Origin of the sequence: uncultured Ferrimonas sp. (genome assembly GCF_947489035.1) — a bacterium.
Taxonomy (GTDB): domain Bacteria; phylum Pseudomonadota; class Gammaproteobacteria; order Enterobacterales; family Shewanellaceae; genus Ferrimonas.
The window spans coordinates 12,701-34,645 of record NZ_CANLCI010000035.1 but is presented as its reverse complement, the minus strand read 5'-3'; the positions used below and the strand labels follow the sequence as shown (position 1 = coordinate 34,645).

Here is a 21,945-nt window from a genome sequence, read left to right as displayed (position 1 = left end):
AAGGAGCCCATGAATGCCGATCCGCAACCACGCCCTAACCAAAGAGTTTCCCGAGTACTTAGACAAGATCAAACACCTCCGCTTAAACGATCTGCCCTTCCGCGAAGCCTGCGATCAATACCACGAGCTGGACAAACAGATCCGCTTGCTGGAACAAAACGACATCCCCACCGAAGACCAAGTCTTTAGCCAGATGCGCTTTGAGCGTGCCCACTTAAAAGACAAACTCTACGATCAACTGCGCAGCAACGCCTAACCCCATGCCGCTTAACGGTGCCGATCTGCGATGCGCCGGAATTGATGTTGGGTTTGATGCTGATACTAACGTTGCTATTGATGTGGATACTGATGTGGCGATGAGGGTTGATGCTGATAACAACGAGCCCGCCGCGCAGCGGCAGCGAAGCCAAACGATGGGGCAGCGTTTGCTGCCCCATCGGTAAATGGCCTTTGAGCAAGGCTAAGCGCAACCAGACTGCGCTGAGCGGCAGCTAACCCGTTAAACCGAGCTGGCCGTAACCTCAATCCGCTGGCTGCCCACCGCACTGGCTTGGCCACCCAATTGCGCCAAGTTGTCGACAATGGCGTTCATCGCCAACCACTTATCGCCACACCAATCCGGCGCCAACAGCTCCGGTGGGCGCGCGTAGGCGCTCACTCGATGGAACACCACCTCGGCTGGGGTTTGGCGGATCAAATCACAGGCGGTCGCCACGTATTTCTCCAGTGTCCACAGCGGCAATCGATCCGCCCGCCACTGTTTCGCCATGGTGCTGTTTTCCACCACATGCAGTGGGTGCAGCTTAATGCCATCCACACCCGCGTCTAACACCAGTTGCAGGGTTTGCTCGGCGTGGGCTGGGGTTTCCCCCGGCAAGCCCAGAATCAAGTGAGTACACACCTTGATGCCCAGTGCCCGCGCTCGGGTAACCGTATCGCGGTAGGCTTCAAAATCATGGCCACGATTGATCTTTTTCAAGGTACTGGCGTGGGCAGTTTGCAGCCCCAGTTCAAGCCACACTTCCATGCCCTGTTGCTGATAGCTCACCAACAACGCCAGCACATCGTCTGGCACGCAATCTGGCCGCGTACCAACGCACAGCCCGACAATGTCAGACACGTCCATCGCCTGCTGGTACTTATCTTTCAGTACCGCGTATTCATCGTAGGTCGAGGTATAAGCTTGAAAGTACGCCATGTAGCGCTTTTCTTTGCCGCCACGGCGCTGTTTGCCCGCCGCCAGTTGCTCGGCAACGCTGGCTTTGCTGCCGTGCTCAGCACTGAATGAAGAGACATTACAAAAAGTACAACCACCGAGTCCCAAGCTGCCGTCGCGGTTTGGACAGGTGAAAGCGGCGTCGATGGTCAGCTTGTGGATCTTGCTGCCGTAACGCTGTTTCATGTAGGTGCCCAAGGTATGCACGTGCTTATCTAGACCCATTAACTCTCTCCGGCGGTTGAAAAACGCGCAACTCTACCAGAACCCCATAAAGAGCTCGCCGATCCAGATCACAGCGATGGATAATCAGAACTTATCAACCAATAATCATATCCGCAGAAAATGGCGCTAAACGGGGTGTTTCGACGGCATTCCAAGTCACCGTAACGCCCTGCCACTGTTGATAAAACAATCTAAAAAATGCCTTTTCTATGCATTTTTGTGATCTGGGTATCGCCCTATGCTGCCACGATAACGCTGTCAAGCTAACGCCATCTTACGGTTATAAAGCAGTAACCAGCACCCTTCCATCATGTTGACCGTACTAGAGCCGATCAGTAGTTTGAACAGGTTAACTGCATAAATATGTAGCCAGAATATGCCAGCATCGGCACCAGCAGGCGGAGGAATGTCATGAGCCTTTTACACCCACAGTTCGAAAAAGAAAATTGTGGATTCGGCTTAATTGCCCACATGGAAGGCGAAAGCAGCCACCGAGTGGTACGCACCGCCATCCTAGCGTTAGAGCGATTGCAGCACCGCGGAGCCATTGGCGCCGACGGTAAGACCGGCGATGGCTGCGGCCTGCTGATGGCCAAACCCCACGAATTCTTTGCCCACATCGCCGAAGAGAACAACTGGCGTTTATCCAGCAAATACGCGGTTGGCATGCTGATGCTGAGCCACGATCCGGTACGCCAAGCCCACGCCAAAAACGCCATTAAAGTGGAGCTAGAGCGGGAAACCCTTAGCGTGCTGGGCTGGCGCGAGATCCCCACCAACCAAGACGTGCTGGGCGAGATTGCCGCGGCCGATGCGCCGATGATGATGCAGGTGTTTGTGAATGCCCCGGTTGGCTGGCGCAACAAGGATCTGGAGCGACGCCTGTACATGGCCCGCCGCCGCATCGAAAAGACGCTGGAAGACGATCGTGATTTCTATGTCTCCAGTTTGTCCGCCAATAACGTGGTCTACAAAGGGTTAACCCTGCCCAAGGATCTGCCCAGCTTCTATCCGGATCTGGCCGATCTGCGGATGAAGAGCGCCATCTGTTTGTTCCACCAACGCTTCTCTACCAACACCCAACCTCGCTGGCAGCTGGCACAGCCGTTCCGTTACCTCGCCCACAACGGCGAGATCAACACCATTACCGGTAACCGCCAGTGGGCATTAGCGCGCCAATACAAGTTCGCCACACCGCTGATCCCAGATCTGCAAGACGCCGCGCCGTTTGTCAACCAATCGGGCTCCGACTCTTCCAGCCTCGATAACATGTTGGAACTGCTGCTGGCCGGCGGCATGGACATCAAGCGCGCCATGCGTTTGTTGATCCCGCCGGCGTGGCAATCCAACCCCGAAATGGACGACGATCTGAAGGCGTTCTACGACTTCAACTCGATGCACATGGAGCCGTGGGATGGCCCCGCTGGCGTGGTGCTGACCAACGGCCGCCACGCCGCCTGTGCGGTGGATCGCAACGGCCTGCGCCCTGCCCGCTACACCATTACCAAAGATCGGATCCTGACCCTGTCCTCGGAAGTGGGGATCTGGGATTACCAACCGGACGAGCTGGTGCAAAAAGGCCGCGTTGGCCCCGGCGAACTGCTGGTACTGGATACCTACAACGGCAAGCTCACCACCTCGTTTGAGATCGATCAGGATCTGAAAAACCGCCACCCCTACGCCGAATGGATGAAGGTGAACTCGCGCCGGATGGTGGACGGCAAAAACCTACCACTGGCCGCCGCAGGCATGCCAGAGATGCCACCAGAGCAGCTGACTCAATACCAAAAGCTGTTTAACATCAGCCGCGAAGAACTGCGCGAAATTCTATGGCCGCTGGCCGACGGCGGCGCCGAAGCCATTGGGTCCATGGGCGACGATACCCCGATTGCGGTGCTGTCGACCCAAACTCGCTCGCTGTACGACTATTTCCGCCAGCTGTTTGCTCAGGTCACCAACCCGCCGATCGATCCGTTGCGGGAAAAACACGTCATGAGCCTGACCACCTGCATCGGTAAAGAGCAAAACCCATTCAACGAAACCTTCGGTTTAACCAATCGGGTTTTGTTTGATTCGCCGATTTTGCTCTACAGCGACTTCCAACAGCTGCGAGGGCTTGATAACGAACACTTCAGCTCGGAAGTGATCGAACTGGGCTACCCGCCACAAGAGGGGCTGCGCAACGCCATTGAACGGATCTGCCGCCAAGCGCAGGTGGCCGCGCAAAACGGCGCCACCATGGTGGTGCTGTCGGATCGACACATCCACCCCGAACAGCTGCTGATCCCCGCGGCCATGGCCGTGGGCGCAGTACAACATAACTTGGTGTGCAACCAGTTACGCTGCGACACCAACATCGTGGTTGAAACCGGCACCACCCGCGATCCGCACCAATTTGCGGTGCTGCTGGGCTTCGGCGCCAGCGCCATCTACCCCTACTTGGCGTACGAATCGATCACCGCGTTGGCCCCCAAACGCGGCGAACAGCACCGCTGTCGGGAATTGCTGCTGACCTACCGCAATGGCATCGACAAAGGGCTGCAGAAGATCCTCTCGAAGATGGGGATCGCCACCATCTCCAGCTACCGCTGTTCGCGCCTGTTTGAAGCCATCGGCCTCAGCGAAGAGGTGGTCGAACTGTGCTTTAACGGCGTCACCAACCGCATCAGCGGCGCCAGCTTTGCAGACATCGAAGCGGATCAGGCGCAACTGCACCAACAGGCGTTCCGTCGTCACCAACCCTTGGCCCACGGCGGCCTGTTGAAGTTTGTTCACGGCGGCGAATACCACTGCTTTAACCCCGACGTCATTCAAAGCCTGCAGCAAGCGGTGAGCGCGCAAGACAGCAACGCATGGGCACGTTATCGCCAGCTGGTCGACACCCGCCCCGTGGCCACCCTGCGGGATCTGCTGGCACTCAACCCCGCTGACGACGCCAATGCCAATGTCACGGTCGAAGCCGCCGACAAGCTGTTCTGGCGCTTTGATACCGCCGCCATGAGCGTTGGTGCCTTGGGGCCAGAAGCGCACGAAGCCTTAGCCATCGCCATGAACCGCCTTGGCGGCCATTCCAACTCCGGCGAAGGCGGTGAAGATCCACGCCGCTTAAACGGCCCGGGTAATTCCCGCATCAAGCAGGTGGCTTCTGGCCGCTTTGGCGTTACCGCCGCGTACCTGATGAGCGCCGACGTCATTCAGATCAAAGTGGCGCAAGGGGCGAAGCCTGGCGAAGGTGGGCAGCTGCCCGGGCACAAGGTTTCCACCGAAATCGCCGCGCTGCGCTACAGCCGTCCGGGGGTGACGCTGATCTCGCCGCCGCCACACCACGACATCTACTCAATTGAAGATCTGGCGCAGCTGATCTTCGATCTGAAGCAGATCAACCCGAAAGCACGGGTGTCGGTGAAGCTGGTGTCGGAGCCCGGCATTGGCACCATCGCCTGCGGCGTGGCCAAAGCCAACGCCGACATGATCACCGTGTCTGGCTACGATGGCGGCACCGGTGCCAGCCCACAAAGCTCCATTCACTATGCGGGTTCGCCGTGGGAACTGGGCTTAGCGGAAGTGCACCAAGCCTTGGTGGCCAACAACCTGCGCCACAAGGTGCTGCTGCAAGTGGATGGCGGCATGAAGACCGGCCTTGATGTGATCAAAGGCGCGCTGCTGGGGGCGGAAAGCTTCGGCTTTGGCACCGCCCCAATGGTGGCGCTGGGCTGCAAATACCTGCGTATTTGTCACTTAAACAACTGCGCCACCGGCGTGGCCACTCAAGATCAGCGCCTGCGGAACAACCACTACCACGGCACCCCAGAAAAGGTGATGCAGTTCTTCCAGTTTATTGCTGCCGACGTGCGTGAGCTGCTGGCCCAGCTTGGGGTCAGCCAGTTCAACGACATCATTGGCCGCAGCGATTACCTGAAACAACTGCCAGGGCAAACCGAACGCCAAGGCCGGTTGGATCTGTCGCCAGTATTGGCGCGCGCCATCGCTTCGCCACAATCCGAGGTGTTCAACACCCAACGCAATCCGCCGCACGATCAGGGGTTAGCCAATCAGCAGATGCTGGCACTGGCGCAAGACGCGGTGCAGGCCAAGCGTGGCGGCGAGTTCAGCATGACCCTGAAAAACACCGATCGCTCCGTTGGCGCGGCGCTGGCTGGCCAGATTGCCCAGCAATGGGGCAATCAAGGCATGGCCGCGCAACCGCTGCACTTTCAGTTCAGCGGCACCGCTGGGCAAAGCTTTGGGGTGTTCAACGTCGGCGGCCTGAATCTGACCTTATCTGGGGATGCCAACGACTACGTCGGCAAAGGCATGACCGGGGGCGAGCTGGTGGTGAAAACCCCACCTGGGGTGGCCTACGACAGCCACGATTCGGTGATTATCGGCAACACCTGTTTGTACGGTGCCACCGGCGGCCGCCTGTTTGCTTCGGGCCAAGCGGGGGAACGCTTTGGAGTACGTAACTCCGGTGCCACCGCCGTGATTGAAGGCTGTGGCGACAACGGTTGTGAATACATGACCGGCGGCGTGGTGGTGATCCTCGGCAAAACCGGGGTCAACTTTGGTGCCGGCATGACCGGCGGCTTCGCCTTTGTGTTCGATCAGCACAACGATTTTCAGCAACGCTTGAACACCGAACTGGTCGAAACGCTGGCGGTGTCAGAGCCGATGATCCAGCACCACCTGAAGCAACTACTACAAGCCCACTACGACGCCACTGGCTCGGAACGGGCGGCGGACATTTTGCAAGATCTGACCAACTGGTTGCCACGCTTCAAATTGGTGAAACCGAAAACCAGCCAGATCCAAGAGCTGTTGGCGCTGCAACCGCAGTCCATCGCGGTGCAAGCGAGCTAAGAGGGCCTTATGAGCAACGTATTTCAATTTCTTGATCAGCAACGCCAAGATCCCACCAAGCTCGATGCCAGCAGTCGCGCCGCCGAATTTGTGGAGATCTACCAGCCCTTTGCCGAGCCAGAGCTCAGCCAGCAAGCGGATCGCTGCTTGGATTGCGGCAACCCTTACTGCGAGTGGAAGTGCCCCGTGCACAACTACATTCCAGATTGGCTGCGCTTGGCCAAGCAGGGACGCATCTTCGAAGCCGCCGAGATGGCGCACCAAACCAATTCGCTGCCAGAGATGTGCGGCCGAGTTTGCCCGCAAGATCGCTTGTGTGAAGGCGCCTGTACCCTCAACGATGAGTTTGGTGCGGTTACCATTGGTTCGGTAGAAAAATACATTACCGACGAAGCCATCAAGCAAGGTTGGCAACCGGATCTGTCCAACGTAGTGGCGCGCAACGAACATGTGGCGGTGATTGGCGCCGGACCGGCGGGCTTAGCCTGTGCCGATGTGCTAACCCGCAACGGCGTCAAGGTAACGGTATACGATCGCCATCCAGAGATCGGCGGCTTGCTGACCTTTGGCATCCCCTCGTTCAAGCTGGAAAAATCGGTGGTTCGTACCCGCCGTCAGCTGTTTGAAGGGATGGGCATTGAGTTTCGCTTGAACTGCGAGATAGGCAAAGACATCAGCTTCGAACAGATCGTCGACGGCCACGATGCGGTGTTCTTAGGTTTGGGCACCTACAAGGCGATGGCCGCTGGCCTGCCCGGCGAATCCGCCCAAGGGGTGCATCAGGCCTTGCCGTTCTTGATCGCCAACACCGCCGCCATCGAAGGCTACCAAGTGGATGATCCTTACATCGACTTGGCCGGCAAGCGCGTGGTGGTGCTGGGCGGTGGCGATACCGCCATGGATTGCGTTCGCACTTCCGTTCGCCAAGGCGCCAGCAGCGTGCAGTGTGCCTACCGCCGCGACGAAGCCAACATGCCGGGCTCGCGCCGCGAAGTCAGCAACGCCCGCGAAGAGGGGGTGGAGTTTCTGTTTAACCGCCAACCGCTGGCGATTAAAACCGACGCCAACGGCAAGGTGGTGGCACTGGAGTGCATCGAAACCAGCTTGGGCCAAGCGGATGAATGGGGCCGTCGCCGCCCAGAGCCGATCGCCGGTTCCGAGCACTTACTGGCTGCGGATGCGGTGATCATCGCCTTTGGTTTCCAGCCAAGCCCACCGGCGTGGCTGGCGAATCACGGCATCATCACCGACGAAAAAGGCCGGGTGCTGGCGCCAGAGCAAGGCAAGTACGGCTTGCAAACCAGCAACCCGAAAGTGTTTGCCGGTGGCGACATGGTGCGCGGCTCCGATCTCGTGGTTACCGCGGTAGACCAAGGCCGAAAAGCGGCGTTGGGGATCCTCGACATGATGGACGTGGCGTTAGCCAAGCGGGCGTAGGTTCCAGCTAAACTCACAGCACAACGCCCGCCGATGCGGGCGTTGTGCTGTGATGGGGATCCTTGTCAGCCTGCCGAGTTAAAGGCACTATCGCCCCAGCACTTCACTCAGGCCGTTTGCCATGCAACCACTGCGTCATCTTCGAATTCATTGCTGCGTATTGCGCGCTGCCTTACTACTGGCGTGCGGTTCCTTATTGGCCGCCTGCGCCGGTAACCCAAGCTACTTCCTGCCCGAAGCCCAAAGTTATCAGCAGCCCAAGATTGAAGTGATCACTGCCGCTGCGGTCGGTGATGCCGTGCTTGTGCAGGGGTTTCGGCGTCAGCAAGCCGCCTTCGATCTGTACCAACCGTTGTCGGTTTCCTATTTCAATGTCCGTCCCAACAGCTACCTGCGTGTTGGCCGCGTCAACGGCGATGACATCTATGAGGCGATCGATCGCCAATCCAGTTTTTACGAACACAACAACCTGTGGCTGTTACTGAATCGCGAACAGCGGCGGATCTGTGCCTACGAACTCACTAAAAACTACAGCAGCTGCGAGCCCTTCAATGCAGATGTGGCGCAGGGGCGTTTTTACACCCGCGAGGTCTACCCAGACAACCTGCCAGAGCAAGCGTTGCTGTACAGCGGCCGCGTTGGCACCACACTCCTGTTTGACTATCAAAATCGGTTAACGAACTCAGCCAAACCGCAAACCCATCGGGTGCAATACGATCTCAACAACGGCAATCTGATCCGTTATCACAACGCCGAAATCGAAGTGCTCGAAGCGGATAACCAACGACTGCTGTACCAGCTCAAATCGGCGTTTTAACCCTAGGGGTAAAACCGACCCTAATAAAAGGCTGTGTATTCGTTAACTGTTGGCGTTGCTGCGCGGTAGCTATTGTCGCCTGCGGCGAGCTTCGATGGCACTGCTTTCAAGTGGTTATGTCGCCGTGGCGACGGCACACTAGTTCGTAGAAAAAGGGGGGGATCCTCCCTTTGGGATCCCATTGCCTTAGCACAGCTCTACTTTCGCTCCTTGCACTGCGCCATTCGGCACGGCATCGATGCGCCATCCATGGCTTAGCGATGCACTCGTAACATCCTGTTGCTCAACCTCATTGTGCAGTACACCGCGCAACGCTGTGATGCGGCAGTAAAGCCGGTGCGGCGTATCTGTCACGGCTAAGTCATCATCTGGCGGTGATAACTTTCTGCCGACTTAGTGACGCCGAGTGCAGCAGTGATGGAGTAAAGCCGAAGGCAGGATGCCGTAGAGGCCAGTTAAGCCATGGATGGCGCATCTGGCCGTTGCTGTAACGTAATGCTGCGAGAGCGAGGGGCTGTCGTCACTCTGAGGCGCTCGGGATTGCAAAGGGACGAGTCCCTTGCCCGCCGCCGGGCGGTCCCGGCAATGATCTTTATGCCGCAGCGGGTCATGCACAATAAGTTCAACAGCTAATTGGTACACAGCCTAATAAAACGCCATAAAGTTGATCACCATGGCGTTCACCAAATCGATAAAGAAGCCGCACACCAACGGCACCACAATAAAGGCTTGGCGGGCGGCGCCGTATTGCTGGGTAACCGCTTGCATGTTGACGATGGCGGTGGCGGTAGAGCCTAAAGTCACCCCACCAAAACCGGCGCAGATCACCGCGGCGTTGTAATCTTTGCCCATCACTTTGAACACCACAAAGGTGGTAAACAGCGCCGACATTAAGATCTGCAAGCCCACCACGGTAACGATGTACCCAAAGCTGCCCTCCAGCTTCCACACCTGCAGGCTCATCAACGCCATGGTTAAGAACATCCCCAAGCAGATATCCGAGATCAGGCTCAGGCCGTGCTCGGCGTCTTGGGCGTAGTTTTGATGCAGTGGCTTGCGGCGCTTGCTCAGCAGCCAGCGACCCAGGTTACCCAACACAATCCCCGCCAGCAGGCAGGCAACAAACAGCGGCAGCTTTAGCCCCGCCGCTTGCAGGCTTTCGTTCAGCAGGTAGCCCAACACCATCGATACATTGAGCCACAGCCACGCTCGCAACACGCCAAAGTAGGTTACCGGCAAGCCATCGCCGCCGCCGTCGTGGCGGGTACCGACGGTCAGTTCGTCGCTGTTTTCGGTTTCCAGCTTGTGCTTGTTGATCAGGTAAGCGGCGATTGGCCCACCGATGCAGCAGGCGCCAATCAAGCCAAGGGTATTAGAGGCCACACCCAGCTCGGTGGCGTTGGCGATGCCAAGATCCTGCACAAAGGTGGGCGCCCACGCCATGGTGGTGCCCACCCCGCCGGTGAGCGCCACCGATCCCGACATCAAGCCGGTTTTCGGATCCAGCCCAAACAGCGATGCCACGCTGATCCCCAGCAGGTTTTGCACCACGATGTAGCCAGAGGCCAACAGCAGCAACAACAGCAGCGGCCGTCCCCCTTTAAGCAGGGTTTGAATGTCAGCCCGTAAGCCAATGCCGGTAAAGAAGTAGATCAGCAGCCACTCCATCACCTTCAGTTCAAACACCACCTGCAGATCAAACCCGTAATACAGCACGCCCACCACCATCGCGCAGGCAAAGCCGCCAACCACGGGTTCGGGGATGCTGTACTGGCGTAATAGCTGGTATTTAGAGGTCAGGTATTTGCCGTAAAACAGCACCATAATGGTGATGGTGAAGGCGATAAAGGCGGGAACGGTTACGGTTTCCATCCGTGCTGGCATCCTTGAGTTTGCTCACGATTCCCCCAAACTGCCACCGGCGAAGCGCGATCACAACGCTTTCCCATCATCGGCTACGCTTTGGGCGGCCATCTTAACGCTCGCTGAGGCGGATCGCTGCAATGGCGGGCGAACGCCCCCATGCCGACACCACAACCTTGGCCTTAATTGCGCTTAACGGCGCAACAATTTACCTCACTGCGACTGCCATCCTCGCGCCAGTTCCTGTTAGAATTAGCGCCATTATTTATCCCCCTATTTTGCGGAATCCCCATCATGAAAATCGGCATTATCGGCGCCATGGAGCAAGAAGTTTCCTTGCTGCGTAGCCAACTGGACAACCTGAGCATCGACACCATCGCCGGCATCGAGTTCTACCAAGGCCAACTCAATGGGGTTGAGGTGATCCTAACCCGCTCTGGCATCGGTAAAGTAACCGCCGCCGTGGCCACTGCCGTACTGATTGAACGCTTTGAGCCAAGCTACGTGATCAACACCGGCTCGGCCGGTGGCTTTGCCAAATCGCTGAACATTGGCGATGTGGTTATCTCCTCAGAAGTGCGCCACCACGACGCTGACGTGACCGCCTTTGGTTACGAGATGGGGCAACTGCCCGGCCAACCTGCGGCCTTCTTACCGGATCCCAAGCTGGTTGGCATCGCCAAGGCGGCGGTTGCTCAGGTGGGTGAAGTGAACGCCATTGAAGGGCTGATCTGCACCGGCGACTCCTTTATCGCCGATCCAAAACGCACCGCCACCATGCTGAGCCACTTCCCAGCCATGGCCGCCTGTGAAATGGAAGCGGCCGCCATTGCCCAAACCTGTCACCAGTTTGGCACCGCCTTCGTGGTGATCCGCGCCATCAGCGACAACGCCAACGACGACGGCGCCGTGGATTTCGATAGCTTCATCATCCAAGCCGGTGAGCACTCAGCCAAAGTGGTGATCGCCATGTTGGCCAGCCTCAAGGGGTGAACAGCGCCACCTTAGGGCTGTATGGGCTGGTATTGCTGCCGCCGCTGTTGCTGCTGCTTGCCACCCTACTGAGCTGGTTACTGCCCCAACGGCTGCACTTGCAGCCGTTGCTTGCCAATTGGGCCGAGCAACTGCAGCGCAAAACCCATCATCCGCGCCGCAGCAGTGGCCAGCGCACCGTTGCCGGTGGCTTAGGGCTACTGTTAATGGCAGCGCCGTTGCTGCTGCTCAGTGCGTTGGCGATCTGGCACCCGCTGCTGGAACTGGCGCTGCTGACCCTGTTGCTGCCGAGCCGCGAACTGCCCGGCAGCGCCTTAGCGCAGCAGCTGCAACAGGGGCAGAAAGAACAAGCGCGAGCCACTTTAAGCCAATGGGCGCTGCGAGATACGCAGCCACTGTCGAGCTTGGGCATCACCAAAGCCGCGATAGAGCTGCAACTGGAACGCCGTGCCAGCCAGTTTTTTGGGGTCAGTTTTTGGTACCTGCTTGGCGGCATGCCACTGGCGATGGCGTTGTGGATCAGCACCGAAGTGGCTCGCCACTGGCACATTGATAAACCGCAGCTGGCGCCATTTGGGGGCACCGCGCACTTTAGTGCGGCGCTGATGATGCTGCCGGTCAACGGGCTGCTGGGGCTGTTCCTCAGCCTGTATGGGGTGTTGGCGCGGCCATGGCAACTGCGGCCTCAGCTGCAAGGGCGCTGGGATCAGCGCAGCCAGCAATGGCTGCAGCTGTGTTTGGCCTGCAGCCTTGGGGTGCAACTGGGTGGGCCATGGCAACTGGCGGGCAAACGGCTGTTACGGCCACGGTTAGGGCCGCAACAGCAGTGCCAGCCCTTACACTTGCAACGGGCGCAGCGCATGCTAACCATGGCACAAACCCTGTGGCTGTTGCTGCCGCTGTTGGCTGCCATCGCGCTTGCGTGGTTTTGGCATCAAAGCCGTTAACTTTTGATTTTTACTGGCCCTTTAGGGCTTCAATGACACAACAACATGAACGACTTCATCTATCTGTCTGATCTGTTTGGGACCGTGGTCTTTGCCATCTCTGGCGCTTTAGCCGCCGGCCGATTACGCATGGATCCCTTTGGGGTGCTGGTATTGGCGGGGGTAACAGCCGTGGGTGGCGGCACCGTGCGCGACGCCATCTTAGGGGCCACGCCGGTGTTTTGGATCACCGACACCCTGTACGTGTGGCTGATCACCATTACCGCAGCGGTGGTGATGCTGCTGGTGCGCTGCCCGCGCAAACTCAGTGGCCGCTGGTTTCAGGTGGCGGATGCCTTTGGCCTCGCGGTGTTTACCGTGATTGGCGCGCAAAAAGCGCTGAGCTACGGCGCCGAGCCGATCATTGCGGTGATGATGGGCACCATGACCGGCGTGCTTGGCGGCTTGATCCGCGATGTGCTGTGCCGTGAAGTGCCGCTGGTGCTGCGTACCGAGATCTACGCCACCGCCTGCATTGTGGGCGGCATTGTGTATACCGGCGCGCTCAGCCTGAATCTCGCGCCTATCCCGGCGATGTGTTTAGCGATGGTGGGCACCTTGGTGCTGCGCTTAATTGGGATCTTCTTCCATCTGTCGCTGCCCGCCTTCGCCTTAGATAACAGCAGCAAGTGATGTTGATCTGCGCTCGCCTGTGCTTGCTTGCCCTCTTGCTGCTGCCGCGGCTTAGCCACGCGCAGGAGCAAGGCCCGCCGGCGCCTTCGGCCATTGCGCCGCAGCTGCAACTGGCCACCGATTACCTCGAAGCGTTAACCCAGCGCGACTTTCATCAGCTGGGGCGAATGCTGCACCGCGACACCAAATTTCATGATGTGATGGCGGGCAAGAAGCTCAATGGCACCCGCGATATCCTCACCTTTTTGCGCCAAGTGCATATCTACACCGAACGCTTCGCCTTTAACGTGGATCATCAGTTCTATAAAGGCTCCACCGTGGTGCTGATCGGCAGCTATTACTATCAAGCTCGGGGCAATTTATTTGGCATGCCCGATCGCTTAATCACCTTAACGTTGCCGGGGGTAACCACCTTAACCGTGGACGTAGAAACCCAGCGCATTGACGAACACACCGACATGCTCGATTACGAATCAATGAAGGCACAGCTGCGCACCTACCGCTACGAACCCGCCCCCTAATCGCGGCAATCGGCAATAAAGTACGTTAATCCCGCGGCCAACCAGCCCTGCTGCGACGCCGTTAAGCCCCCATGTTGCTGCAACCACATGACGCTGTCGGCGATGGTCAGCTGATGCAGATCCCGCCCGCTATCAAACAGCAACGCACGACACCGTTGTGGCACTTGGCTGGCCTGCCCTTGCTGCCAATCAATCTGCGGTTGATCCGCCGCATCCTGATGTTGCCAAAAACAACGTTGGTGCAGCAGCGTCAATTGCTGTTGGTATTGCGCTGGGGTTAGCGTCTGCTGCTCCCGTCGCAATGCCGCTAGGGTGATCCAGTTGTGAGCCAAAAAGCCCGGACGCTGCAACACCTGCTGTTGCAGCTGTGCCACGGTGGTGGGCGGCCGATAATCTGCCGCCAACGGCTTGGTTGCAACCGGCGCGTTAAAAGTCGTGGTCACAAACTCGGTAAAACGCTCAATCAAGCGAGGTTGCTGCGTCGGGCTCAGTTGCGGCCACAGCCGTCGCAACGCCAGCAGCACCGTTAAGTAGTGCCCCAACTCGCCGTTCATTTGGCAGGCACGATCCAGATAGTGCTGACACACCGCCATAAAGCCCTGCTCGGCAATCCAATCGCGCATCACAAAGTAACAGGCAGGATAGACGCTGTGCTGCAACAGCCACTGCCACCGACGCGGCGGAATGCGGGTGGCTAACGTCTGTTGCAAGGGCAGCAGCGGCAGCAGCGGCTCTTGCGCCAAAATCGGCAGCAGTTGGGTTACCTCGCTGTCGGTTAACGCCAAAGAGTGCTGCAGATCTTGCAATGCCAAAAAGCCTTTAATGCTGTGCTGCTGGTGCACCATCGCAACCCGCAGTAGCACCTCATCCAGTTGGTGTGATAGCTGTGATGATAGTTGCGGTGATAACTGTGGTGATAGTGGCGCCATCTTCATTCCTCCCTTAATCAACAATATATAAATAAATTAGTTTATATATTGTTCGTAGGCAAAAAAAACCGCCCAACATGGGCGGTCATTGGGACAAACGGTAGGGCTAACCGCTGCATATCCCAAAGCTGGGAAAGATCCGTTGTTGCATCACCAATAGGTGCAGCCGCAGCGCATCATGAAACTGTTTCCAATCACTGCTTAGAAACGCAGGTTGGTAATGAAACCGCTCATCGCCACTGTCGCAATGTGCCTCTTGCCCTAAGGCTTGGTGCTTCCACGAGCCAATGCCTTTGCCGATGTAGTTCAACTGAGCCGCCCCAAAAGAGAACCGCCCTTGGCCAATATCCCCCAGCCAGTGCTGATGCCGCAGTTGCTCATTATCAAATTGATACTGCGCGAGCATCAGCTTAATGGTGTGCAGATCTTTACTGGGAATGCCCGGCTGCGCGTCCAGATTGACGCTGACATCCCCCTGCCGATAGGCCTGCATCGCTTTGCACATGACGTTGGCGGCCTCGGTAAAGATCTGCACGTTGTCGCGTTCGATCAGTTCGCCAAAACCGTTTTGGTAGCGCCACGTTAAATAGGGCTTATCGGGATTATTCAACGCCGCAGCGTGACCTAAGGGGAACCCCTCGGCTAAGAAAAAACTGGATAACCTATCGGTAAAGGACTCGACCCAATTTTGATCCTCGGCTTCGACCTCTTCCACCACATTCACTTCGTGGCTCACCCCCGCAAACCCTTGATGGGAAAAGCTGTCGGCCAAGGCGTGCATGCTGATCCCCAAGCGATGCAAACCGCTGGGGGTATCTTGATTGGCAATGCAGTCTGCCAGCATCGCCCGCGCCACAGGGCTATCCGGTTGGCAAATCAGCTTTTGCACAAAGCCGCCGTCGGGATCGACGCCTGCCGGTTGGCCGCCGTTGCCGGGCAGATAATACAGCGGCAGCCAAGTGAGGTTCTCCGCCATGGCGCTGAGGCTGCGCCGATCCAGCATCTTATTGGCCGACGCCAACCGCGAGTAACTGGCGCCATTATCAAAGCGGATCAGGCCGCTGTTGGTGGCATCGCACACGTACTGCGAGGCATAGGCGATGGTGGCCGCTTGGCGATGATCAAACTGGGCAAAACGGGCTGCAACGTACGTTAGGGTGTGGTGACCATCTATCTGCATTTCGGCTCTCCTGGCTTCACCGAGCGACACTAATGCAGTAGTAAACGCGCCACTTATGGCGATCAGGTCAGCAATTTGAACTGCACTATTTTGCGGCTAACCAGCGTGTTTTAACCTTGTAATCTCCGGCAAAAAGCCACCAATTTGGTGGCTTTCACTGGGGTGAACCCGCCTCGACAACGCCGCCGCTAGATCTCGTAGTGCAAACCGCACTCGCGCTTTAAGCCAAAGAAGCGGGTCTGCTCTTCGCTTTCGCCCAACGCCATTGGCCGCGAGGTATGAACATCGCCCACCGAGCCATAACCTTGCTCCCACAGCGGGTGGTAGGGCAATTGATGGGCCGTTAAGTAGTCGTGCACCTGTTTGGCGTGCCAATCCAACACCGGCAGTAACTTAAAGCGGCCAGAGCGCACCGCCAGAAACGGCAAGTCGCTGCGGCTTTGGGATTGTTGTCGCCGCAGCCCCGCAAACCAGCTGCCCACGTGCAGCTGCTCTAACGCCTGCCGCATCGGCTCCACTTTATTCAGGCGGTTGTAGTGATCCAGCCCCGCCTCCCCCTGCTGCCACAACTGACCATAGCGCGCCTCTTGCCACGCGGGGCTGTGCTCGGCACGAAACACCTGCAGGTTCAGCTGCAACCGTTCGGTTAACTCATCAATAAACTGATAGGTCTCGGCAAACAGATAGCCGGTGTCGGTAAGCACCACCGGCATATCGGCTTGCTGCTGGGTAACCAAGTGCAGCATCAACGCCGCTTGGATCCCAAAGCTGGAGGTCAGCACATGGTTGCCAGGCAGGTTAAGCAGCCCCCATTCAATCCGTTGTTGCGCGCTCATGGCCGCTAATTCTTGGTTGAGCGCCGCCAACAGCGCCACACTGTCGGCGCTGTCTGGCTGTTGCAGCAGTTGCTCTAATGACCGATTTACCATGCCAAGCTCCTTAGGCGTAGAAATCCTGTTTCGGCACCAACACCGGCGCAACCACGCCAACGCGCACCACAAAGTCGCCAAAACGTTCGTCGCCACGGCGTTCTGTCACCCAGCGTTGCAGCAAGCCGTCCAGCTCTGCAAACAGGCTGTCTTCATCCAGATTCTCACGGTACAGCTTGGGGATCCGAGTGCCATTGACGTTGCCGCCAAGGTGCAGGTTGTAGCGGCCGGGGCCTTTGCCCACTAAGCCCACTTCCGCCAGCATGGCGCGGCCACAGCCATTGGGGCAGCCGGTAACGCGGAAGATGATCGCTTCGTCTGGGATCCCATGTTTGCTCAGTAACCCTTCCAACCGATCCACATGGGCAGGCAGCACCCGTTCTGCTTCCGCCATCGCCAATGGGCAGGTTGGCAACGACACGCAGGCCATGGCGCTTTTGCGCTGGTTCGAGTGACCATCGTCAATCAGGCCATGTTGCCGCGCCAAGGCGTCAATCGTGGCCTTATCGTCACTGGCCACCCCCGCGATGATCAGATTTTGGTTGGCGGTGAGGCGGAACTCACCGTGGTGGATCTTGGCGATCGCCGCCATGCCACTTTTTAAGGGCTTATCAATAAAATCAAACACCCGGCCATTTTCAATAAACAGGGTGAGGTTGTGTTTGCCATCAATCCCTGCCGTCCAGCCAAAGCTGTCGCCACGGCCAGTTAAAACGTATGGCCGCACCGCATCAAAATGCAGCCCAGCGCGGCGCTCCACTTCCGCTTTAAACTGCGGCAAGCCGATGCGATCGATGGTGTATTTGGTTTTGGCGTTTTTGCGGTTCACCCGATTGCCTAAGTCGCGCTGGGTGGACACCACCGCCGCCGCCACCGTTAGGGTGTCTGCCAGCGGCACAAAGCCCAGTTCATCGGCGGTGCGCGGGTAGGTGGCGTGATCGCCGTGGGTCATCGCTAAGCCGCCGCCCACCAACACGTTAAAGCCGATCAAGCTGTCGCCCTCCGCAATGGCCACGAAGTTGAGATCGTTGGCGTGCAGATCAACGTCATTGTGTGGCGGCACCACCACCGTGGTTTTGAATTTTCGCGGCAAGTAATTGCTGCCTAAGATCGGCTCTTCCTCGGCTTTACTGCTTTCGACCTTTTCCCCATCCAGCCACACTTCGGCGTAGGCGCGGGTGTGCGGCAGCAGGTGTTCGGAGATCTTCTTGGCCCACTCATAGGCTTGGCTGTGCAGCTGCGATTGCTCGGGGTTGGCGGTACACAACACGTTGCGGTTTACGTCGCCAGCGGTGGCGATGGAATCGATGCCGATGCGATTAAGCATCTGGTGCATCGATTTAATGTCGCGCTTCAACACCCCATGGAACTGAAAGGTTTGGCGGGTGGTTAAGCGGATGCTGCCAGCGTGGGTGCTGTCGCGGGCAAAGTCGTCGATGGCCAGCCACTGCTTGGGGCTGATCACCCCGCCGGGCAAGCGCGCCCGCAACATCACCGTGTGCAGCGGTTCCAGTTTTTGCTCTGTGCGTTCGGCGCGAATGTCGCGATCGTCTTGCTGATACATGCCGTGAAAACGGATCAACTGGAAGTTATCGGCGCTAAAGCCGCCGGTAAGATCGTCGCCCAGATCGGCGCTAATGGTGCCGCGCAGCCGTTCGCTGTCGCCTTTAATCCGTTCGTTGTCGGCCAGCTTGCCCGTTACCACCAGATGCTGCAGTTCGGCGGGCAAGCTGTTGCTGACCAAGGCACCGTCCTTGCGGTTACTGGCAGCGGCGGCGGTGGTTGCCGTAGCGGCGGTAGATGTGTCGGGGTTGCTCATCAGTAAACGTCCTTCTGATAGCGCTGACTCTGGCGCAGGTGGTCGAGGTATTCCATGGCTTGCTGTGGATCTTGCTGGCCGTGCTGTTGAATGATGCGCAGCAGCGTTGCTTCCACATCTTTGGCCATGTGGCTGGCGTTGCCACACAGGTACAGGTGGGCGCCCTGCTCTAACCACGAAAACACTTCAGCGCCGTGGGCTTGCAGTCGGTCCTGCACATAGATTTTCTCGGCTTGATCACGAGAAAACGCCAGATCGATGCGGCTCAGCAGCCCGCTTTTGCGGTAGTGCTGCCACTCCACTTGGTAGAGGAAATCGTCGGTGAAGGTGGGGTTGCCGAAAAACAGCCAGTTTTTGCCACTGGCACCACGGGCGTCGCGTTCTTGCATAAAGGCACGAAAAGGCGCGATGCCGGTGCCGGGGCCGATCATGATCGCGGCGGTGTCGTCATCACTGGGCAAGCGGAAGTGGGCATTAGGCTGCACAAACACCCGCAATGGATCGCCCCCCTGCAGCCGCCGTGCTAAGCCGCCACTGACGCTGCCGAGGCGGATTTCGCCGTTACGCTCACTGGCGACTTCCGCCACGGTCAGGTGCACTTCGTTATCCACTTCCGCTTGGGACGACGCGATCGAGTACAGCCGCGGGGTTAACTTCCGCAGCAAGCCGGTGAGTTGCGCGGCGCTGATGGCGGTGTCGGTGGCGGGAAAACGCTGCAGCACATCCAGCAGCTGGTGACTGGTGATGAACTGGCGCAGGGCACTGCTGTCGGCCAGCAGGGCATCGAGTTCCGGCTGAGCCACCAACTGAGCCCACCCTTGCAGCACCGCGGGGTTCAGCAGGGTCAGTTCGTACTCGCAGGTTAAGGCACGGCGCAACTCGGCATCGTCACTCAGTCCCAGTGTCGCTAGGATCTGGCTCACCAACTCCGGATCGTTATCCAGCCACACCCCAAGGGCATCCCCAGGGTGATAGCTGATGCCGCTGTCGCCCAGATCGATCTCCACATGGCGGATGTCTTTGGCCGAAGCGCGACCGCTGATCTTCTGGCTCACGATCAGCTCGGCTGCATAGGGGTTGGTTTTGCTGTACTGGCTGGCCACAGCGCTGGCCAGCGGCACCACTTGGCCACCACTGTTGGCGGCAACAGGCGCGGTTTCTGCCGTCGGCAATGCCGCCAGCACCGCCTGTTGCCACTGGCTGGCGTCTTGCTGAAAATCAACATCGCAGTCGATGCGCGGGCTTAACCGAGTCGCCCCCAGTTCCGCTAACCGCAGATCCAACTCTTTGCCGGTTTGGCAAAACTGCTCATAGCTGGAATCCCCCAGCGCCAATACGCTGTAACTGAGCGTATCCAGCTGCGGTGCACGCTGGCCCAGCAGGTATTTATGAAAGCCGATCGCCTCGTCCGGTGGATCGCCTTCGCCGTGGGTGCTCACCACCAGCAGCAACTGCTGCTCTTTGGCTAACTGCTTCGGCTTATATTCCTGCATCGACAACAACGCCACCTGCCGCCCCTGCGCTTGCGCCTGTTGCGCTAACGCCTGCGCCACGCTGCGGCCATTGCCGGTTTGGCTGCCGTATAAAATGGTTAAGGTGGCTTGGGGCGCCGCCGCTGGGGCCAACATCGGCGCGGCACTGCTGCCCTGATTGGCCACCGCCGCTAAATAACCGCTCAGCCACGCCGCTTGGGTGGGCGAAAGCTCGGCGGTTAGGGTGCGTAATGTTTGGATCTGCTCTGGGGCCAGCATGCCAGCGCCAGCTTCCAACTCTTTCAACAGCATGCTGCTACCTACTCCTGTAATTGATGTCACTAGGGTAGGGAGCGCAACTATTAACAAAAAATACTTATTTTGATGTTTTTATAACAAACAGGCATATAGGTTTAGAACGAGCGTTTAAACTTAACCCTTTTCCAAGTAAGTTATTTTTTCGATTGCTCTTATCGTCTGTCGATCCCAAGGTAACGCTTTGTTGCATCAAGGTTACGTGGGAAACTGGGCGCATCGTGAGCATTGCAGAGCAATCTCTGCCGCTACCCAACACTAACCAGAGGACCTGATTGTGAAGATCGCTGTGATTAAGGAGATCCAACCGGGAGAAACCCGAGTGGCATTGATCCCTGCTAACGTCACCAAGTTGACCAAAGCGGATCTAACGGTAACCGTGCAAACCGGTGCTGGCCTAAAGGCAGGCTTTACCGATGACGACTACGTTGCCGCCGGTGCCACCATTGCCACCGATCTGACGGCCACCGTTGCCGATGCCGAAGTGGTGTTGTCTCTGACCGGCCACGGCGATGCGCTGATCAAGCTGCTGCCGCAGCTGCATAAGGGGCAAACCTTTATCTCGATGATGGATCCGCTGGCCAACCCGGCCGTGGCGTCGATCTTAGCCGAGCACCAGATCAACGGCATCGCCCTTGAGCTGGTGCCACGGATCACCCGCGCACAATCAATGGACGTACTCTCAAGCAACGCCACCATCGCCGGGTACAAAGCCGTCTTGATGGGCGCGGCCAATGCGCCGCAGTTGTTCCCGATGATGATGACCGCCGCGGGCACCTTAAAACCCGCCCGCGTGTTTGTGATGGGCGTGGGTGTGGCTGGCTTACAAGCCTGTGCCACCGCCAAACGCTTAGGCGGTGTGGTGGAAGCCTACGACATTCGCCCGGCGGCTCGTGAGCAGATCCTGTCGGTTGGTGCCCGTCCGGTTGAACTCAACATCGAAGCGGAAAACACCGAAACCAAAGGCGGTTACGCCAAAGAACAAAGCGCCGAATTTATCGCCAAGCAGCAAGCGGCGATGGCCGACGTGTTGGCGCAGCAAGACGTGGTTATCACCACCGCGGCCATCCCTGGCCGCAAAGCGCCGGTGCTGATCACCGAAGCGCAGCTGAACAAGATGAAGCCCGGCGCCATCATTGTCGATTTGGCGGCGGAAACCGGCGGCAACTGCGAACTGACCGAATCCGGCAAAACCGTGCAACACCACGGGGTAACCATCATCGGCCCACAAAATGTGGCGGCGACCGTGCCCAACCACGCCAGCCAGATGTTTGGCACCAACCTAACCAACCTGCTTAGCCTGATGGCCACCCCTGAGGGACTGAACTGGGATTTTGACGACGAAATCGTGCGCGACACCACCATCAGCCATAACGGCGAAGTGGTCAATGCTCGCTTACGAGCGCTGCTCAACCTGCCGGCGTTAACGCCGGTTGAGACCGCAGAAACCGCCACCGAGGAGGCAAAATAATATGGATCTGTTACTGCTGATCACCATCTTCGTGGTCGCCCTGTTTTTAGGGGTTGAACTGATCACCAAGGTGCCGCCAACGCTGCACACGCCGCTGATGTCGGCATCGAACGCCATCTCTGGCATCACCTTAGTGGGTGCCCTGTTGGCGGCGGGTTCTGGCGCAGGCGCTTGGGTTAACTTCTTGGGGTTCTTGGCGGTGGTGTTGGCCACCATCAACGTGGTGGGTGGCTACATGGTTACCAACCGCATGCTGGCGATGTTTAAAAGGAAATAAGC

At 58.1% G+C, this 21,945-nt stretch carries 17 protein-coding genes; 10 read left to right on the top strand and 7 right to left on the bottom strand.

Annotated features, from left to right (window positions below; translation table 11 throughout):
* Positions 1-13 precede the first annotated feature (13 nt).
* A complete protein-coding gene (locus tag Q0796_RS16695) occupies positions 14-256 on the top strand; it encodes a DUF465 domain-containing protein (protein ID WP_298445235.1) in 243 nt (80 codons plus the stop codon).
* A gap of 243 nt (positions 257-499) precedes the next feature.
* Here Q0796_RS16695 and Q0796_RS16690 read toward each other — a convergent pair whose 3' ends face one another.
* Entirely contained in the window at positions 500-1,441 is a 942-nt protein-coding gene (locus Q0796_RS16690; RefSeq protein ID WP_298445233.1) for a TIGR01212 family radical SAM protein, read from the bottom strand.
* Positions 1,442-1,852: 411 nt separating this feature from the next.
* Here Q0796_RS16690 and gltB point away from each other — a divergent pair, with 411 nt between their 5' ends.
* The 3 genes from gltB to Q0796_RS16675 all read left to right on the top strand — a co-directional run bounded on the left by gltB (position 1,853) and on the right by Q0796_RS16675 (position 8,555).
* Entirely contained in the window at positions 1,853-6,301 is a 4,449-nt protein-coding gene (gene gltB, locus Q0796_RS16685) for a glutamate synthase large subunit (protein WP_298445231.1), read from the top strand.
* A 9-nt stretch (positions 6,302-6,310) separates the two neighbouring features.
* Positions 6,311-7,738, top strand: a complete 1,428-nt coding sequence (locus Q0796_RS16680; protein ID WP_298445228.1) for an FAD-dependent oxidoreductase — start codon at positions 6,311-6,313, stop codon at positions 7,736-7,738.
* Between the two features lie 121 nt (positions 7,739-7,859).
* The gene (locus tag Q0796_RS16675) at positions 7,860-8,555 is read left to right on the top strand and encodes a hypothetical protein (RefSeq protein ID WP_298445226.1); all 696 of its coding nucleotides are present in this window, start codon (positions 7,860-7,862) and stop codon (positions 8,553-8,555) included.
* 645 nt (positions 8,556-9,200) lie between these two features.
* Here Q0796_RS16675 and gltS read toward each other — a convergent pair.
* Positions 9,201-10,427, bottom strand: a complete 1,227-nt coding sequence (gene gltS / locus Q0796_RS16670; protein WP_298445222.1) for a sodium/glutamate symporter — start codon at positions 10,425-10,427, stop codon at positions 9,201-9,203.
* 285 nt (positions 10,428-10,712) lie between these two features.
* Here gltS and mtnN point away from each other — a divergent pair, with 285 nt between their 5' ends.
* The 4 genes from mtnN to Q0796_RS16650 are packed head-to-tail and all read left to right on the top strand — an operon-like array spanning position 10,713 to position 13,551.
* Entirely contained in the window at positions 10,713-11,411 is a 699-nt protein-coding gene (gene mtnN / locus Q0796_RS16665) for a 5'-methylthioadenosine/S-adenosylhomocysteine nucleosidase (RefSeq protein ID WP_298445220.1), read from the top strand.
* On the top strand, positions 11,408-12,358 hold the full coding sequence (locus Q0796_RS16660) for a cobalamin biosynthesis protein (protein WP_298445217.1): 951 nt from the start codon (positions 11,408-11,410) through the stop codon (positions 12,356-12,358). The genes mtnN and Q0796_RS16660 overlap by 4 nt, the downstream gene beginning before the upstream one ends.
* Positions 12,359-12,403: 45 nt before the next feature.
* Positions 12,404-13,030 (top strand): trimeric intracellular cation channel family protein, encoded by a 627-nt coding sequence (locus Q0796_RS16655; protein WP_298445216.1) that lies wholly within the window; start codon positions 12,404-12,406, stop codon positions 13,028-13,030.
* Complete coding sequence (locus Q0796_RS16650; RefSeq protein WP_298445214.1) at positions 13,030-13,551, top strand: nuclear transport factor 2 family protein; 522 nt, start codon at positions 13,030-13,032, stop codon at positions 13,549-13,551. Before Q0796_RS16655 ends, Q0796_RS16650 begins: the two co-directional genes overlap by 1 nt.
* On the opposite strand, the gene Q0796_RS16645 is transcribed toward Q0796_RS16650, so the two are convergent.
* The 5 genes from Q0796_RS16645 to Q0796_RS16625 all read right to left on the bottom strand — a co-directional run bounded on the left by Q0796_RS16645 (position 13,548) and on the right by Q0796_RS16625 (position 20,192).
* A complete protein-coding gene (locus Q0796_RS16645; protein ID WP_298445213.1) occupies positions 13,548-14,480 on the bottom strand; it encodes a hypothetical protein in 933 nt (310 codons plus the stop codon). The genes Q0796_RS16650 and Q0796_RS16645 overlap by 4 nt on opposite strands.
* A 106-nt stretch (positions 14,481-14,586) precedes the next feature.
* Positions 14,587-15,660: a DUF6765 family protein gene (locus Q0796_RS16640; protein WP_298445210.1), complete on the bottom strand. Its 1,074-nt coding sequence runs from the start codon at positions 15,658-15,660 to the stop codon at positions 14,587-14,589.
* Between the two features lie 188 nt (positions 15,661-15,848).
* The gene (locus Q0796_RS16635; RefSeq protein WP_298445207.1) at positions 15,849-16,589 is read right to left on the bottom strand and encodes a phosphoadenylyl-sulfate reductase; all 741 of its coding nucleotides are present in this window, start codon (positions 16,587-16,589) and stop codon (positions 15,849-15,851) included.
* A 10-nt stretch (positions 16,590-16,599) separates the two neighbouring features.
* Positions 16,600-18,408: an assimilatory sulfite reductase (NADPH) hemoprotein subunit gene (gene cysI / locus Q0796_RS16630; RefSeq protein WP_298445204.1), complete on the bottom strand. Its 1,809-nt coding sequence runs from the start codon at positions 18,406-18,408 to the stop codon at positions 16,600-16,602.
* Positions 18,408-20,192, bottom strand: coding sequence for an assimilatory sulfite reductase (NADPH) flavoprotein subunit (locus Q0796_RS16625; RefSeq protein WP_298445201.1), 1,785 nt, complete (start codon positions 20,190-20,192; stop codon positions 18,408-18,410). The genes cysI and Q0796_RS16625 overlap by 1 nt, the downstream gene beginning before the upstream one ends.
* A gap of 280 nt (positions 20,193-20,472) precedes the next feature.
* Between Q0796_RS16625 and Q0796_RS16620 the strand changes: the two genes are divergently transcribed.
* Both Q0796_RS16620 and Q0796_RS16615 read left to right on the top strand, forming a co-directional pair.
* The gene (locus Q0796_RS16620; protein ID WP_298445199.1) at positions 20,473-21,666 is read left to right on the top strand and encodes an NAD(P) transhydrogenase subunit alpha; all 1,194 of its coding nucleotides are present in this window, start codon (positions 20,473-20,475) and stop codon (positions 21,664-21,666) included.
* 1 nt (position 21,667) lies between these two features.
* On the top strand, positions 21,668-21,943 hold the full coding sequence (locus Q0796_RS16615; RefSeq protein ID WP_298445196.1) for an NAD(P) transhydrogenase subunit alpha: 276 nt from the start codon (positions 21,668-21,670) through the stop codon (positions 21,941-21,943).
* The last annotated feature ends 2 nt before the right edge of the window (positions 21,944-21,945 follow it).

Coding starts and splice junctions, on each gene's coding strand:
- Q0796_RS16695 (WP_298445235.1), top strand. CDS start 14: ATGCCGATCCGCAACCACGCCCTAACCAAAGAGTTTCCCGAGTACTTA.
- Q0796_RS16690 (WP_298445233.1), bottom strand. CDS start 1,441: ATGGGTCTAGATAAGCACGTGCATACCTTGGGCACCTACATGAAACAG.
- gltB (WP_298445231.1), top strand. CDS start 1,853: ATGAGCCTTTTACACCCACAGTTCGAAAAAGAAAATTGTGGATTCGGC.
- Q0796_RS16680 (WP_298445228.1), top strand. CDS start 6,311: ATGAGCAACGTATTTCAATTTCTTGATCAGCAACGCCAAGATCCCACC.
- Q0796_RS16675 (WP_298445226.1), top strand. CDS start 7,860: ATGCAACCACTGCGTCATCTTCGAATTCATTGCTGCGTATTGCGCGCT.
- gltS (WP_298445222.1), bottom strand. CDS start 10,427: ATGGAAACCGTAACCGTTCCCGCCTTTATCGCCTTCACCATCACCATT.
- mtnN (WP_298445220.1), top strand. CDS start 10,713: ATGAAAATCGGCATTATCGGCGCCATGGAGCAAGAAGTTTCCTTGCTG.
- Q0796_RS16655 (WP_298445216.1), top strand. CDS start 12,404: ATGAACGACTTCATCTATCTGTCTGATCTGTTTGGGACCGTGGTCTTT.
- Q0796_RS16650 (WP_298445214.1), top strand. CDS start 13,030: ATGTTGATCTGCGCTCGCCTGTGCTTGCTTGCCCTCTTGCTGCTGCCG.
- Q0796_RS16645 (WP_298445213.1), bottom strand. CDS start 14,480: ATGGCGCCACTATCACCACAGTTATCACCGCAACTATCATCACAGCTA.
- Q0796_RS16640 (WP_298445210.1), bottom strand. CDS start 15,660: ATGCAGATAGATGGTCACCACACCCTAACGTACGTTGCAGCCCGTTTT.
- Q0796_RS16635 (WP_298445207.1), bottom strand. CDS start 16,589: ATGGTAAATCGGTCATTAGAGCAACTGCTGCAACAGCCAGACAGCGCC.
- cysI (WP_298445204.1), bottom strand. CDS start 18,408: ATGAGCAACCCCGACACATCTACCGCCGCTACGGCAACCACCGCCGCC.
- Q0796_RS16625 (WP_298445201.1), bottom strand. CDS start 20,192: ATGCTGTTGAAAGAGTTGGAAGCTGGCGCTGGCATGCTGGCCCCAGAG.
- Q0796_RS16615 (WP_298445196.1), top strand. CDS start 21,668: ATGGATCTGTTACTGCTGATCACCATCTTCGTGGTCGCCCTGTTTTTA.